The organism is Pseudomonas sp. (genome assembly GCF_049301935.1).
Taxonomy (GTDB): Bacteria; Pseudomonadota; Gammaproteobacteria; order Pseudomonadales; family Pseudomonadaceae; genus Aquipseudomonas.
Genome location: NZ_JBAQLP010000139.1, coordinates 1 through 15,130, shown reverse-complemented (window position 1 = coordinate 15,130; position 15,130 = coordinate 1). Strand labels below are relative to the sequence as shown.

At 64.3% G+C, this 15,130-nt stretch carries 13 protein-coding genes and 1 pseudogene; all 14 read left to right on the top strand.

All coding sequences use genetic code 11. The features are described 5' to 3' along the window. Position 1 precedes the first annotated feature (1 nt). Positions 2–715 (top strand): 16S rRNA (cytosine(1402)-N(4))-methyltransferase RsmH, encoded by a 714-nt coding sequence (gene rsmH, locus WA145_RS18185; RefSeq protein ID WP_422582912.1) that lies wholly within the window; start codon positions 2–4, stop codon positions 713–715. Next, positions 712–1,005: a cell division protein FtsL gene (ftsL, locus tag WA145_RS18180; protein ID WP_422582911.1), complete on the top strand. Its 294-nt coding sequence runs from the start codon at positions 712–714 to the stop codon at positions 1,003–1,005. Before rsmH ends, ftsL begins: the two co-directional genes overlap by 4 nt. Continuing rightward, positions 1,002–2,741, top strand: a complete 1,740-nt coding sequence (locus WA145_RS18175; protein WP_422582910.1) for a peptidoglycan D,D-transpeptidase FtsI family protein — start codon at positions 1,002–1,004, stop codon at positions 2,739–2,741. Before ftsL ends, WA145_RS18175 begins: the two co-directional genes overlap by 4 nt. Beyond that, complete coding sequence (locus WA145_RS18170; RefSeq protein WP_422582909.1) at positions 2,741–4,219, top strand: UDP-N-acetylmuramoyl-L-alanyl-D-glutamate--2,6-diaminopimelate ligase; 1,479 nt, start codon at positions 2,741–2,743, stop codon at positions 4,217–4,219. Before WA145_RS18175 ends, WA145_RS18170 begins: the two co-directional genes overlap by 1 nt. Further along, positions 4,212–5,594 carry a UDP-N-acetylmuramoyl-tripeptide--D-alanyl-D-alanine ligase gene (locus WA145_RS18165; protein WP_422582908.1) on the top strand — a complete coding sequence of 461 codons (1,383 nt, stop codon included), beginning with the start codon at positions 4,212–4,214 and terminating at the stop codon, positions 5,592–5,594. Before WA145_RS18170 ends, WA145_RS18165 begins: the two co-directional genes overlap by 8 nt. After that, positions 5,594–6,676 carry a phospho-N-acetylmuramoyl-pentapeptide-transferase gene (gene mraY / locus WA145_RS18160; protein ID WP_167142529.1) on the top strand — a complete coding sequence of 361 codons (1,083 nt, stop codon included), beginning with the start codon at positions 5,594–5,596 and terminating at the stop codon, positions 6,674–6,676. Before WA145_RS18165 ends, mraY begins: the two co-directional genes overlap by 1 nt. A gap of 7 nt (positions 6,677–6,683) precedes the next feature. After that, on the top strand, positions 6,684–8,030 hold the full coding sequence (murD, locus tag WA145_RS18155; protein ID WP_422582907.1) for a UDP-N-acetylmuramoyl-L-alanine--D-glutamate ligase: 1,347 nt from the start codon (positions 6,684–6,686) through the stop codon (positions 8,028–8,030). Next, entirely contained in the window at positions 8,030–9,256 is a 1,227-nt protein-coding gene (gene ftsW, locus WA145_RS18150; protein WP_422582914.1) for a putative lipid II flippase FtsW, read from the top strand. The genes murD and ftsW overlap by 1 nt, the downstream gene beginning before the upstream one ends. Further along, positions 9,246–10,316 carry an undecaprenyldiphospho-muramoylpentapeptide beta-N-acetylglucosaminyltransferase gene (gene murG, locus WA145_RS18145; protein ID WP_422582906.1) on the top strand — a complete coding sequence of 357 codons (1,071 nt, stop codon included), beginning with the start codon at positions 9,246–9,248 and terminating at the stop codon, positions 10,314–10,316. Before ftsW ends, murG begins: the two co-directional genes overlap by 11 nt. A 34-nt stretch (positions 10,317–10,350) precedes the next feature. Beyond that, the gene (gene murC, locus WA145_RS18140) at positions 10,351–11,772 is read left to right on the top strand and encodes a UDP-N-acetylmuramate--L-alanine ligase (RefSeq protein ID WP_422582913.1); all 1,422 of its coding nucleotides are present in this window, start codon (positions 10,351–10,353) and stop codon (positions 11,770–11,772) included. Further along, positions 11,769–12,719 carry a D-alanine--D-alanine ligase gene (locus WA145_RS18135; protein WP_422582905.1) on the top strand — a complete coding sequence of 317 codons (951 nt, stop codon included), beginning with the start codon at positions 11,769–11,771 and terminating at the stop codon, positions 12,717–12,719. The genes murC and WA145_RS18135 overlap by 4 nt, the downstream gene beginning before the upstream one ends. 3 nt (positions 12,720–12,722) lie before the next feature. Then, on the top strand, positions 12,723–13,586 hold the full coding sequence (locus WA145_RS18130) for a cell division protein FtsQ/DivIB (protein WP_422582904.1): 864 nt from the start codon (positions 12,723–12,725) through the stop codon (positions 13,584–13,586). A 20-nt stretch (positions 13,587–13,606) separates the two neighbouring features. After that, positions 13,607–14,854, top strand: a complete 1,248-nt coding sequence (gene ftsA / locus WA145_RS18125) for a cell division protein FtsA (protein ID WP_422582903.1) — start codon at positions 13,607–13,609, stop codon at positions 14,852–14,854. Between the two features lie 44 nt (positions 14,855–14,898). After that, positions 14,899–15,130 (top strand): annotated as a pseudogene (locus WA145_RS18120) (cell division protein FtsZ); the annotation flags it as partial.

Genomic DNA, 15,130 nt, shown 5'->3' with positions numbered 1-15,130 from the left:
TGTGCAGCGCAGCTTTGCCGAGCTGGGCAGCGAGCTGGCGCAGCGCGGGCTGGGCGGCCAGGTCAGCGGCATTCTGCTGGATCTCGGCGTGTCCTCGCCGCAGCTGGACGACGCCGAGCGCGGCTTCAGCTTTATGAACGATGGCCCGCTGGACATGCGCATGAATCCGGATGCGGGCGTCAGCGCTGCCGACTTCATTGCCACTGCCGCCGAAGAAGAAATTGCCCGGGTATTCAAGGAGTACGGCGAAGAGCGCTTCGCCAAGCGCATGGCCCGTGCCGTGGTGTTGCGCCGCGCCGAGCAGCCGTTCGAACGCACTGCTGACCTGGCCCAGGTGCTGACCGTGGCCAATCCGGCCTGGGAAAAGGGCAAGAATCCGGCAACCCGCGCCTTCCAGGGCCTGCGTATCTATATCAACAATGAACTGGGTGATCTGGAGAGCGGCCTCGACGCAGCGCTGGAAAACCTCGAAGTGGGCGGTCGCCTGGTGGTGATCAGCTTCCACTCGCTGGAAGACCGCATCGTCAAACTCTTTATGCGCAAGCATGCCAAGGGTGAGCTGGACAAGCTGCCGCGCGACCTGCCGATCATCCCGAAAGCCTTCGAGCCGCGCTTGAAGCTGATCGGCAAGCCGGTATTCGCCTCCGAGGCCGAGCTTGCGGCCAATCCGCGTTCACGCAGTGCGGTAATGCGCATTGCCGAGAAGGTGCGATGAGCGCGCCGTTCGCCAAGCCATTGCCCGGCGGCAGCCTGCTGATGCTGCTGTTGTTTGTGGCTGTGCTGGTATCTGCGGTGGGGGTTTCCTACAGCGCGCACTGGAACCGTCAGCTACTCAATGAGCTGTATGCCGAACTGAGTGTGCGCGACAAGGCGCAGGCCGAGTGGGGTCGGCTGATTCTCGAGCAAAGCACCTGGACCGCACACAACCGCATCGAAACCCTGGCCACTGAGCGTTTGAGCATGCGTATCCCGGATGCCGCCGAAGTGCGCATGGTGGCGCCATGATGGGTCTTGAGGGCGCACTCTACCCTTGGCGCTTCCGCCTGGTGCTGCTGCTGCTGGCGCTGATGGTGGGCGCGATTGCCTGGCGCATCGTCGACCTGCAGGTGTTTGACCAAAGCTTCTTGCAGGCCCATGGCGACGCGCGCAGCGTGCGGCATATCCCGATCCCCGCGCATCGCGGGCTGATTACCGACCGCAATGGCGAGCCGCTGGCCGTCAGCACTCCAGTAACCACCCTGTGGGCCAATGGCAAGGAACTGCAGAGCGGCAAGGCCAAGTGGAATGAGCTGGCCGCTGCCCTGGGTCAGGACGCCAAGACCTTCTCTGCGCGCCTAGCGGCGGCGCATGAGCGCGAGTTTATGTACCTGGTGCGCGGGCTGACGCCTGAGCAGGGTCAGCGCATTCTCGACCTGAAAGTACCGGGCGTGTACGGCATTGAAGAATTCCGCCGCTTCTATCCAGCCGGCGAGGTGGCCGCCCATGTGGTGGGCTTTACCGACATCGACGACCGTGGCCGTGAGGGTATGGAGTTGGCCTTCGAGGATTGGCTGGCCGGCGTGCCGGGCAAGCGCCAGGTGCTCAAGGACCGGCGCGGGCGGCTGATCAAGGACGTCCAGGTGGCGCAGAATGCCAAGGCCGGTAAGGCCTTGGCATTGTCGATTGACCTGCGCCTGCAATACCTGGCACACCGCGAGCTGCGCAATGCCGTGACCGAGTTCGGCGCCAAGGCCGGCAGCCTGGTGCTGCTCGACGTGCAGACCGGCGAAGTGCTGGCCATGGTCAACCAGCCGACCTACAACCCGAACAATCGCCGCAACCTGCAGCCGGCGGCCATGCGCAACCGGGCGATGATCGATGTGTTCGAACCGGGTTCGACCGTCAAGCCATTCTCCATCGCCGCCGCCCTAGGCTCGGGCCGCTGGACCCCGGAAATGACCGTGGACACCGCGCCCGGCAGCCTGCGCATCGGCCGTTACACCATCCGTGACGTATCGCGCGGTGGCGTGCTCAACCTGACCCAGATTCTGATGAAGTCGAGTAACGTCGGCATCAGCAAGGTGGCCTTCGATATCGGTGCAGAGCCGATTTACGCGGTGATGCAGCAAGTCGGCCTGGGCCAGGACACCGGCCTCAGCTTCCCCGGCGAGCGCGTCGGTAATCTGCCCAACTACCGCGTCTGGAAACAGGCCGAGACTGCCACCCTGGCCTATGGCTATGGCCTCTCGGTAACCGCCGTGCAACTGGCGCACGCCTACTCAGTGCTGGCCAACGACGGCAAGAACGTAAATCTGTCGATGGTGCGTCTGGATCGTCAGCCAGTGTCCACTCAGGTGATCGATGAGCAGATCGCCAAGACCGTGCTTGGCATGCTCCAGTCGGTGGTTGAAGAACCAGGCGGCGGCGGTGCGCGGGCCAAGGTGCCGGGCTACCACGTCGGCGGCAAAAGCGGCACCGCACGTAAAGCCGCCACCGGCAGCAAGGGCTATGTCGACAAGGCCTATCGCTCGTTCTTCGCCGGTGTTGCGCCCATCGATAACCCACGTATTGCCGCGGTGATCATGATCGATGAGCCGGGCGAGGGCGGTTACTACGGCGGCCTGGTCGCCGCGCCGGTGTTTGGCAAGGTCATGGCCGGTGCGCTGCGGCTGATGAATGTCGCCCCGGATAACCTGCCGCCAGCCGAGCCTGTGGCGGTTGAAACCGCTGCTGCCGCACCCGTTAAAGGAGGGCGCATCTGATGCCCATGCCGCTTAATCAGTTGCTGCCGGAAGCCGCCAGCTCCACCCTGATTCGTGAATTGACCCTGGACAGCCGCAAGGTGCGTCCGGGTGACCTGTTTCTGGCTGTGCCAGGCACCCAGCAGGACGGCCGCGTGCATATCGCCGATGCGGTTGCCCGTGGCGCCGCCGCCGTGGCTTATGAGGCCGAAGGCGCCGCCGTGATGACCGCGCACAGCGCCGAGCTGGTCGCGCTCAAGGGCCTGGCCAATCAACTGTCGGCGATTGCCGGGCGTTTCTATGGCGAGCCAAGCCGTGGCTTGCACCTGGTCGGCATCACCGGCACCAACGGTAAAACCAGCGTCAGCCAGTTGCTGGCCCAGGCGCTGGATCTGCTCGGCGAGCGCTGCGGCATCGTCGGCACCCTGGGCAATGGCTTCTACGGCGCGCTGGAGCAGGGCCGTCACACCACGCCGGACCCGATCGGTGTGCAGGCGACCCTGGCGGATATGAAAAACGCCGGCGCCCGTGCGGTGGCCATGGAGGTCTCCTCCCACGGCCTGCATCAGGGGCGCGTGGCGGCGCTGGCGTTTGATGTGGCGGTGCTGACCAACCTGTCCCGCGATCACCTGGATTACCACGGTTCGATGCAGGCCTACGCCGAGGCGAAAGCCGCGCTGTTCGCCTGGTCGGGCCTGCGTTGCCGCGTGCTCAATCTGGACGATGCCTTCGGTCGTGAGCTGGCCGCTGCCGAGCACGAGTCGCGCCTGATCAGCTACAGCCTGATCGACGCCGACGCCTACCTCTACTGCCGCGACGCGCAGTTTGACGAGCAGGGCGTGCGCGCCACGCTGGTGACGCCGCGTGGTGAAGGCAGTTTGCGCAGCTCGTTGCTTGGTCGCTTTAACCTGAGCAACCTGTTGGCCGTGGTGGGCACGCTACTCGGCCTGGATTATCCGCTGGATGAAATTCTCAAGGTACTGCCACAGCTGCAGGGTCCGATTGGCCGTATGCAGCGCCTGGGCGGCGCCACTTCGGGACGAGCCAGGCAACCGCTGGTAGTGGTGGATTACGCGCACACCCCGGACGCCCTGGAAAAGGTTCTCGAAGCCTTGCGCCCGCATGTCAAGGGTCGTCTTCAGTGCCTGTTCGGCTGTGGCGGTGATCGTGACAGCGGCAAGCGTCCGCTGATGGCGGCAGTGGTCGAGCGTCTGGCCGATGCGGTGCTGGTCACCGATGACAATCCACGCACTGAAGAGCCCGCACAGATTTTCAGCGATATCCGCGCCGGCTTTATCAATCCGGAGTCGGTGCAGTTTGTTCACGGTCGTGGTCAGGCGATTGCCCAGTTGATTGCCGCTGCCAGCGTCGATGATGTGCTGGTGCTGGCCGGCAAAGGCCATGAGGATTATCAGGAAATCAACGGCGTGCGTCAGCCGTTCTCCGATCTGCTCGAAGCGGCTAACGCTTTGGCCGCATGGGAGGTGGCCCATGCTTAAGCCGCTGCGGTTGAGCGAAGTGGCTGCACCATTGGCTGCCCGGGTGATCGGTGCGGACGTGACATTCAGCGCCGTCAGCAGCGACAGCCGGGCGATTCAGCCGGGCCAGCTATTTGTTGCCCTGGCCGGTCCGCGCTTCGATGGTCATGACTACCTGGCTGAAGTTGCCAGCAAGGGCGCAGTGGCTGCCCTGGTTGAACGTGAAGTGCCGGACGCGCCGCTGGCGCAACTGCTGGTCGCCGATAGCCGCCTGGCTCTTGGTCAGCTGGGTGCGCTCAATCGTCAGGCGTTCAATGCGCCTGTGGTGGCCATTACCGGTTCCAGCGGCAAGACCACGGTCAAGGAAATGCTCGCCAGCATCCTGCGGGTCGGCCTGCAAGGCCCGGTGCTGGCGACTCGCGGTAACCTGAATAACGACCTCGGCGCGCCGCTGACGCTGTTGGAACTGGCCCCTGAGCATGTCGCTGCAGTGATCGAGCTGGGCGCCAACCATGTCGGCGAAATCGCCTACACCGTCGGCCTGACCCAGCCGCAGGTGGCCGTGCTGAATAACGCTGGCACCGCCCATGTCGGCGAGTTCGGCGGTCCGGAAAAGATTGTCGAAGCCAAGGGCGAGATTCTTGAAGGGCTGAGCGACAGCGGCGTGGCGGTGCTCAACCTCGACGACAGCGCCTTTGCCATCTGGCAAAAGCGCGCCAAGGGTCGCACAGTCAGCAGTTTCGCCCTGCGCAATCCGGCGGCTGATGTCTACGCCAGTGAGCTGGCGCGTGACGTCCGTGGCTGCTCAGCCTTTACCCTGCATTGCGTCAGTGGCCAGGCACGTATTCAGCTCAACCTGCTCGGCGAGCACAACGTCGCCAATGCCCTGGCGGCCGCCGCTGCTGCTCAGGCGCTGGGGATTACCCCTGCGGCGATCAAGGCCGGGCTGGAAAGCCTGCAACCGGTCAAAGGCCGCGCCGTGGCGCAGATTGCGCCTAACGGCCTGCGCGTGATCGACGACAGCTACAACGCCAACCCGACATCCGTCTGTGCAGCCATCGATATCCTCACCGGTTTCCCCGGCCGCCGCGTGCTGGTGCTGGGCGATATCGGCGAGCTGGGCGCCTGGGCCGAGCAGGGCCATCGCCAGGTCGGCAGTTACGCCCTCGGTAAAGTCGATGCGGTTTACGCCGTCGGCCCGCTGATGGCTTATGCCATTGAAGAATTCGGCGCAAAAGGCCGGCATTTTGCCGACCAAGCCAGCCTGATTGCTGCGCTGCTCGTAGAACAAAGCAGCGAGCAGGGCGACACCACCCTTCTAATTAAAGGTTCACGCAGTGCGGCGATGGAAAAAGTCGTCGCGGCGCTGTGTGGCACATCCGGGGAGATTCACTAATGCTGCTGCTGCTGGCGGAATACCTGCAACAGTTCCACAAGGGCTTCGCAGTGTTTCAGTACCTGACACTGCGTGGCATCCTCGGCGTGCTCACCGCCCTGGCGCTGTCGTTGTGGCTGGGTCCCTGGATGATCCGCACCCTGCAGATCCGCCAGATCGGCCAGTCGGTGCGCAACGACGGCCCGCAGTCGCACCTGTCGAAGAAGGGCACGCCGACCATGGGCGGCGCGCTGATTCTCTCGGCCATCGCCGTCAGTACCCTGCTCTGGGCCGACCTGTCCAACCGCTACGTCTGGGTCGTACTGGCCGTGACCTTGCTGTTCGGCGCAATTGGCTGGGTTGACGACTACCGCAAGGTGATCGAGAAGAACTCCAAGGGCCTGCCGAGCCGCTGGAAATACTTCTGGCAGTCGGTGTTCGGCCTCGGTGCCGCCTTCTTCCTCTATATGACCGCGCAGAGTCCGGTGGAAACCACCCTGATTCTGCCGATGCTCAAGGACTTCAGCCTGGAGCTGGGCCTGGGCTTCGTGGTGCTGACCTACTTCGTCATCGTCGGCTCGAGCAACGCGGTAAACCTCACCGACGGGCTGGATGGCCTGGCCATTCTGCCCACCGTGATGGTCGGCGGCGCACTGGGGATCTTCTGCTACCTGTCGGGCAACGTGAAGTTCGCCGAATACCTGTTTATTCCCTACGTGCCGGGGGCGGGCGAGCTGATCGTGTTCTGCGCCGCCCTGGTCGGTGCGGGCCTGGGTTTCCTCTGGTTCAACACCTACCCGGCGCAAGTGTTTATGGGCGACGTCGGCGCCCTGGCGCTGGGCGCGGCCCTGGGCACCATCGCGGTGATCGTGCGTCAGGAAGTGGTGCTGTTCATCATGGGCGGCATCTTCGTGGTGGAAACCCTGTCGGTGATCATCCAGGTCGCCAGCTTCAAGCTGACCGGCAAGCGCGTGTTCCGCATGGCGCCGATCCATCACCACTTTGAACTGAAAGGCTGGCCCGAGCCGCGCGTAATTGTGCGCTTCTGGATCATCACCGTGATTCTGGTGCTGATCGGCCTTGCCACTCTGAAACTGCGTTGAGGAAAGCATGACCCTGATCGCTTCTGACCACTTCCGCATCGTTGTCGGCCTCGGCAAGAGCGGCATGTCCCTGGTGCGCTTCCTCGCGCGCCAGGGCCTGCCGTTTGCCGTGGTCGACACCCGTGCCAACCCGCCGGAGCTCGCCACCTTGCGTGAGCAGTTCCCGCGGGTGGAAGTGCGTTGCGGCGAGCTGGATGTGGAGTTCCTCTGCCGCGCCAGCGAACTGCTGGTCAGCCCGGGCCTGGCCATCGCCACCCCGGCGCTGCAGGCGGCCGCTGCGCGCGGGGTCAAACTGTCGGGTGACATCGACCTGTTCGCCCGTTATGCCAAGGCGCCGATCGTGGCGATTACCGGTTCCAACGCGAAAAGCACCGTGACCACCCTGGTCGGCGAGATGGCGGCTGCGGCCGGCAAGAAGGTCGCCGTCGGCGGCAACCTCGGTACCCCGGCGCTGGACCTGCTGGATGATGCCGTCGAGCTGTATGTCATGGAACTGTCCAGCTTCCAGCTGGAAACCACCGACCAGCTCAACGCCGAAGTGGCGACCTGCCTGAACATCAGCGAAGACCATATGGATCGCTACGCCGATCTGCCGGCCTATCACCTGGCCAAACACCGCATCTTCCGTGGTGCGCGGCAGGTGGTGGTGAACCGCGACGACGCCCTGTCGCGCCCGTTGGTGGCCGATCAGCTGCCGTGCTGGTACTTCGGCCTGGGCAAGCCGGACTTCAAGCGTTTCGGCCTGCTCGAGGAAAATGGCGAGAAGTGCCTGGCTTATCAGTTTGCCTCCTTGCTGCCAGTACGTGAGCTGAAGATTCGCGGCGCGCACAACCAGTCCAACGCCCTGGCGGCCTTGGCCCTGGGTCATGCCGTCGGCCTGCCGTTCGAGCCGATGTTGGCCACCCTCAAGCAGTTCGCCGGCCTGCCGCATCGCTGCCAGTGGGTGGGCGAGCGCAATGCGGTGAGCTACTACGACGACTCCAAGGCCACCAACGTCGGCGCCGCGCTGGCCGCTATCGAAGGCCTGGGCGCGGATATCAGCGGCAAGCTGGTGTTGATCGCCGGTGGTGATGGCAAGGGCGCGGATTTCTCGGCGCTGAAGGCTCCAGTCGGCAAGTTCTGCCGCGCCGTGGTGCTGCTGGGTCGCGACGCCGAGTTGCTGGCTGACGCCTTGGGCGACGCCGCGCCGCTGATTCGGGTCAAGACCCTGATTGAAGCCGTGCAGCGCGCGGCCGAGCTGGCCGAGGCGGGCGATGCCGTGCTGCTGTCGCCGGCCTGCGCCAGCCTGGACATGTTCAAGAACTTCGAAGAGCGCGGGCGTCTGTTCGCCCAGGCCGTGGAGGCTTTGCAATGATCCTCGCCCGCCTGCTCGCCTTGCCATCGCCACTGCATACCCGTCGCGGTATCGATTTGGACTTCCCGCTGCTGGCCGGTTGTCTGGCGCTACTTGGCTTGGGCTTGGTGATGATCGCCTCGGCTTCCTCGGAAGTGGCAGCCGTGCAGTCGGGCAACCCGCTGTACCACATGATTCGCCACCTGATTTATCTGGCCATCGGCCTCAGCGCTGCACTGGCGACTTTGCTGGTGCCTATGGCGCTGTGGCAGCGCTACAGCGGCATGCTGCTACTGGCGGCGGTGGTGCTGCTGATTCTGGTACTGCTGCCGGGCATTGGCCGTGAGGTCAACGGCGCCAAGCGCTGGATCGGCCTGGGCGTGTTCAACCTGCAGCCATCCGAGCTGGCCAAGCTGTTTAGCGTGATGTTTATCGCCGCCTACCTGGTGCGTCGTCAGGAAGAGGTGCGTGAGAAACTCACCGGCTTTATTAAGCCGATGCTGGTGCTGGGGCCGATTGCCGCGCTGCTGCTGGCCGAGCCGGACTTCGGCGCTACCGTGGTGCTGGTGGGCGCCGCCATTGCCATGCTGTTCCTCGGCGGGGTTAACCTGTTGCGTTTTATTCCGCTGGCGGCCTGCGTACTCGGCCTGGGCGTACTGGTGATGACCAGTCAGGCCTATCGCCTGGAACGTCTGACCAACTTTGTCGATCCCTGGGCTGACCAATACGGCGCCGGATACCAGCTGAGCCAGGCGCTGATCGCCTTCGGCCGCGGTGAGTGGTTCGGGGTCGGCCTGGGCAACAGTGTGCAGAAGCAGTTCTACCTGCCGGAAGCGCATACCGACTTCGTGTTTGCCGTGCTGGCCGAAGAGCTGGGCATGGTCGGCGCCTTGATCACCGTCGCCCTGTTCGTCTTCGTCAGCGTGCGCGCCCTGTATATCGGCCTGTGGGCGGAGAAGGCCAAGCAGTTTTTCTCGGCCTATGTGGCCTACGGCCTGGCGTTCCTGTGGATCGGTCAGGTGCTGATCAATATCGGCGTAAACGTCGGCCTGCTGCCGACCAAGGGCCTGACCCTGCCGTTCCTCAGCTATGGCGGCAGCTCGCTGGTGATCTGCTGCGTCAGCCTGGCGCTGCTGCTGCGTATCGAGTGGGAGCGGCGCACCCAGCTGGGCAGCGAGGATGTCGACTTCAAGGAAGCGGATTTCTTCGAAGGCCAGTCTGCCGAGGAGGTTCAGCATGCGCGGTAATGTGCTGATCATGGCCGGCGGCACCGGTGGGCACGTATTCCCGGCGCTGGCCTGCGCCCGCGAGTTCAAGGCGCGTGGCTACAGCGTGCATTGGCTGGGTACGCCGCGCGGCATCGAGAATGAACTGGTGCCGGCGGCTGGGCTGCCGCTGCACCTGATCGACGTCACGGGCCTGCGTGGCAAGGGCAAGCTGTCGCTGCTGAAAGCGCCGTTCCAGCTGCTCAAGGCACTGCTGCAGGCACGCAAGGTGATGCGCGAGCTGCAGCCGGTGTGTGTGCTGGGCATGGGTGGCTATGTTACCGGGCCCGGCGGCCTGGCCGCGCGCCTGAGTGGCGCGCCGCTGATCATCCACGAGCAGAACGCCGTGGCCGGCACTGCCAACCGCAGCCTGGTGCCATTCGCCAGCCGCGTCTGTGAAGCCTTCCCGAATACCTTCGGCAACAGCGACAAGCGCCGCACCACCGGTAATCCGGTGCGTGAAGAGCTGTTCCTGGAAACCCCGCGTGATTCGCTGCGCAACCGCCAGCCGCGTTTGCTGGTGCTGGGCGGCAGCCTGGGCGCCGAACCGCTGAATAAACTGCTGCCCGAGGCCCTGGCGCTGGTGGCGGCTGAGCTGCGCCCTGAAGTGTTTCATCAGGCCGGCAAGCAACATGATGCAATTACCGCTGAACGCTATCGCGCAGTTGGCGTCGAAGCGCAGGTCGCGCCGTTTATCAAGGACATGGCGCGGGCCTATGCCTGGGCCGATCTGGTGGTGTGCCGTGCCGGCGCGCTGACCGTCAGCGAGCTGGCCGCCGCCGGCCTGCCTGCGTTCCTAGTGCCGCTGCCGCACGCGATCGACGATCACCAGACCCGCAATGCCGATTATCTGGCCAGTGCTGGCGCTGCCGTACTGCTGCCACAACGTTCCACTGACGCCGCCACGCTGGCCGCGCAGCTGACCGAGGTTTTGATGCACCCCGACCAACTCACTCATATGGCGCAGACGGCTCGCCGTCTGGCCAAGCCCGATGCAACCTGCACCGTTGTCGATATCTGCCTGGAGGTGGCCCGTGGCTAAGTCTCCCGCCGCTGCACGTTCGGAAATCCGCCGCATGCGCCGCATCCGGCGCATCCACTTTGTCGGCATCGGTGGTGCCGGCATGTGCGGTATCGCCGAAGTGCTGCTCAACCTGGGTTATGAAGTCTCCGGCTCTGACCTCAAGGCGTCGGCCGTGACCGAGCGCCTGGAAAGCTTCGGTGCGCAGATTTTTATCGGCCACCGCGCCGAAAATGCCGAACAGGCCGATGTACTGGTGGTGTCCAGCGCGGTCAACACCAGCAACCCGGAAGTGGCCACCGCCCTGGATCGTCGTATTCCAGTCGTGCCGCGCGCCGAGATGCTCGCCGAGCTGATGCGCTATCGCCACGGCATCGCCGTTGCCGGTACCCATGGCAAGACCACCACCACCAGCCTGCTGGCCTCGGTGTTCGCCGCTGGCGGTCTGGACCCAACCTTCGTCATCGGTGGCCGGCTGAATGCTGCCGGCACCAACGCGCAGCTGGGCAGCAGCCGTTACCTGATCGCCGAAGCCGATGAGAGTGACGCCAGCTTCCTGCACCTGCAGCCGATGGTCTCGGTGGTCACCAATATCGACATGGACCACATGAGCACCTATGGCGGTGACTTCAACAAGTTGAAGAAAACCTTCATCGAGTTTCTGCACAACCTGCCGTTCTACGGTCTGGCGGTGCTCTGTGTGGATGACCCGATCGTGCGCGAGATTCTCCCGCAGGTGGCGCGCCCGACCGTGACCTACGGCTTCGATGAAGGCGCCGACGTGCGTGCGATCAACGTGCGTCAGCAGGGCATGCAGACCTTCTTCACCGTGCTGCGCACAGGCCGCGAGCCGCTGGATGTCTCGGTGAACATGCCCGGCAACCACAACGTATTGAACGCCCTGGCCACCATCGCCATCGCCAGCGACGAAGGCATCAGCGATGAAGCCATCGTTCAGGGGCTGTCCGGTTTCCAGGGTGTCGGTCGACGCTTTCAGGTGTACGGCGAGCTGCCGGTGGATGGCGGCAGCGTGATGCTGGTCGACGACTACGGCCACCACCCGCGCGAAGTGGCGGCGGTGATCAAGGCCGTGCGCGGTGGTTGGCCGGAGCGCCGCCTGGTGATGGTTTACCAGCCGCACCGCTTTAGCCGCACCCGCGACCTGTATGACGATTTCGTCCAGGTGCTCGGTGATGCCCAGGTGTTGTTGCTGATGGAAGTCTACCCGGCCGGCGAAGCGCCGATTCCGGGGGCGGACAGCCGCAACCTGTGCCACAGCATCCGTCAGCGCGGTCAGCTCGACCCGATCTATATCGAGCGCGGCGTCGACCTCGCGCCCATCGTCAAGCCGCTGCTGCGCGTCGGCGACATTCTTCTCTGCCAAGGCGCCGGCGACATCGGCGGCCTGGCCCCGCAACTGTTGCAAAGTCCGCTGTTCGCCACGGCAGGCGGCCAGTGGGAAGAGGAAGCGAAATGAGTGCCGCAAATTTGCAATCACAATTCCCGGTCAGCGCCTTCGGTCGCGTGGCCGTGCTGTTCGGCGGCAAGAGCGCCGAGCGTGAAGTCTCGCTGAAGTCCGGCAATGCCGTGCTGCAAGCGCTGCTGGACGCCGGCGTGGATGCGTTCGGCATCGACGCCGGCGCTGACCTGTTGCAGCGTCTGACGGCCGAGAAAATCGACCGCGCCTTTATCGTGTTGCACGGTCGTGGCGGTGAAGACGGTTCGATGCAGGGCCTGCTCGAATGCGCCGGGATTCCCTACACCGGCAGCGGCATCCTGGCGTCGGCCCTGGCCATGGACAAGCTGCGCACCAAGCGCGTGTGGCTGAGCCTCGGCTTGCCGACGCCGGCGCATGCCGCCCTGGCCTGCGCAGCCGATTGCCACGCGGCCGCCGCCGAGCTGGGCTTCCCGCTGTTCGTCAAGCCGGCCCATGAGGGCTCGAGCATCGGCATGGCCAAGGTCAATGATGTCGAGGCGCTGATCGCTGCCTGGCAGGACGCCAGCCGTTATGACTCGCAGGTACTGGTCGAGCAGATGATCGCCGGCCCCGAGTTCACCATCGCCATGCTGCGTGGTCAGGTGCTGCCGCCGATTGCCCTGGGCACGCCGCACAGCTTCTACGACTACGACGCCAAGTACCTGGCCAATGACACCCAGTACCGCATCCCGTGTGGCCTCTCGGCGGAAAAGGAAGCCGAGCTGAAAGACCTCACCGCACGCGCCTGCGACGCAGTCGGCACCCAGGGCTGGGCCCGCGCCGACGTGATGCAGGACGCCGACGGCAAGTTCTGGCTGCTGGAAGTCAACACCGTGCCGGGCATGACCGACCACAGCCTGGTGCCGATGGCGGCCCGTGCTGCCGGTCTGGATTTTCAACAGCTGGTGTTGGCGATTCTGGCCGACAGCCTTGAGGCGCGGGGTTAACTCATGACGGCCACCTTGCGTCACCAGCCAGGCTCGAACCGCGCCCCCGTGCGCGGTAAGCCTGTGCCGCGTGGCGCCAGCCGTTTGGTGGCCAAGGAGCCGATCAGCCTGCGGGTAAGCCTGCCGAAGACCAACTTCGCTTGGCTCAAGCACCTGACCTGGCCGCTGTTGCTGCTCGCGCTGGGTTACGGCACCTATGAGTTGTCGTTGCGCGCGTTGCCCTACGCCGACCAGCCGATTGCGCGGATCAGCGTCGAGGGCGACTTGAGCTACGTCAACCAGCAGGCCGTGCAACAGCGCATTGCCCCCTACGCCAATGCGAGCTTCTTTAGCGTCGACCTGCTCAGCCTGCGCCGCGAGCTGGAGCAGATGCCGTGGATCGCCAGCGCCCAGGTGCGCCGCGTATGGCCCGACCAGTTGGTGGTGCGTCTGGAAGAACAATTGCCGATTGCCCGCTGGGGCGATGAGGCGCTGCTGAACAACCAGGGTGAAGCGTTCGCGCCGCAGGAGCTGGGTGACTACCCACACCTGCCGCAGCTGTATGGGCCCAAGCGTGCGCAGCAGCAGGTGATGCAGCAATACCAGGTGCTTAGTCAGATGCTGCGGCCTATGGGCTTTTCCGTGGCACGCCTGGAGTTGCGTGAGCGCGGCAGCTGGTTCCTCTCCACCGGGCAGGGCATCGAGTTGCTGCTGGGGCGTGACCATCTGGTGGAAAAAATGCGGCGCTTCACGGCCATTTATGACAAGGCCTTGAAAGAGCAACAAACGAATATTGCGCGGATCGATCTGCGTTATGCCAACGGCCTGGCCGTGGCATGGCGTGAGCCGGTCGCGCCCACGGCGGCACCAACCGCTGCCGTGCAGTGAATCAGGAGAAGGCAAGAGCCATGGCAAACGTGCAGAGCGGCAAGATGATCGTCGGCCTCGATATCGGTACCTCCAAGGTGGTGGCGCTGGTCGGTGAAGTGAATGCGGACGGCCAACTGGAAATCGTCGGCATCGGCACCCATCCGTCGCGCGGCCTGAAAAAGGGCGTGGTGGTGAATATCGAGTCCACCGTGCAGTCGATCCAGCGCGCCGTCGAAGAAGCCCAGCTGATGGCGGGTTGCCGCATTCACTCGGCCTTCGTTGGCGTGGCCGGCAACCATATCCGCAGCCTCAACAGCCACGGCATCGTCGCCATCCGTGATCGCGAAGTCAGCCCGGCGGATCTGGAGCGCGTGCTCGACGCTGCCCAGGCGGTGGCCATCCCTGCCGACCAGCGGGTGCTGCACACCCTGCCGCAGGACTACGTGATCGACAACCAGGAAGGCGTGCGTGAGCCGCTGGGCATGTCCGGCGTGCGTCTGGAAGCCAAGGTGCACGTCGTCACCTGTGCGGTAAATGCCGCGCAGAACATCGAGAAGTGCGTGCGCCGCTGCGGCCTGGAAGTCGATGACATCATCCTCGAGCAGCTGGCCTCGGCTTATGCGGTGCTCACCGACGACGAGAAAGAGCTGGGCGTGTGCATGGTGGATATCGGCGGCGGCACCACCGACATCTGCATCTTTACCGAAGGTGCGATTCGCCACACCGCAGTGATCCCGATTGCTGGCGACCAGGTCACCAATGACATCGCCATGGCCCTGCGTACGCCGACTCAGTACGCCGAAGAAATCAAAATTCGCTACGCCTGCGCCCTGGCCAAGCTGGCCGGTGCCGGCGAAACCATCAAGGTGCCGAGCGTCGGTGATCGTCCGCCGCGTGACCTGTCGCGCCAGTCCCTGGCCGAAGTGGTCGAGCCGCGTTACGACGAGCTGTTCACCCTGATCCAGGCCGAGCTGCGCCGCAGTGGCTACGAAGACCTGATTCCGGCCGGCATCGTCCTCACCGGCGGTACGGCAAAGATGGAAGGCGCGGTGGAACTGGCCGAAGAGATTTTCCATATGCCGGTTCGTCTGGGTCTGCCTCACGGCGTCAAGGGCCTGGCCGATGTGGTGCGTAACCCGATTTATTCCACAGGCGTGGGCCTGTTGCTGTATGGGCTGCAGAAGCAGGCCGACGGTATCTCCATGTCTGCGCTGGGCAGCTACAGCGATGAACCCAAACAACCTGTGCTGGAACGGCTGAAACGCTGGGTCCAGGGCAATTTCTGATTTTTGCGGTAGGCGTTACAACTAGAAAGTAAAGGAGAGGGAAAATGTTCGAACTCGTAGACAGCGCTCCAGCTAGTGCAGTTATCAAGGTCATCGGCGTGGGCGGCGGCGGCGGTAATGCTGTCAATCACATGGCGAAAAACAACATGGAAGGCGTCGAGTTCATCTGCGCCAACACGGATGCACAGGCACTGAAAAACATCGGCGCACGTACCGTGCTGCAACTGGGCACTGCGGTGACCAAGGGCCTCGGCGCGGGTGCCAATCCAGAAGTCG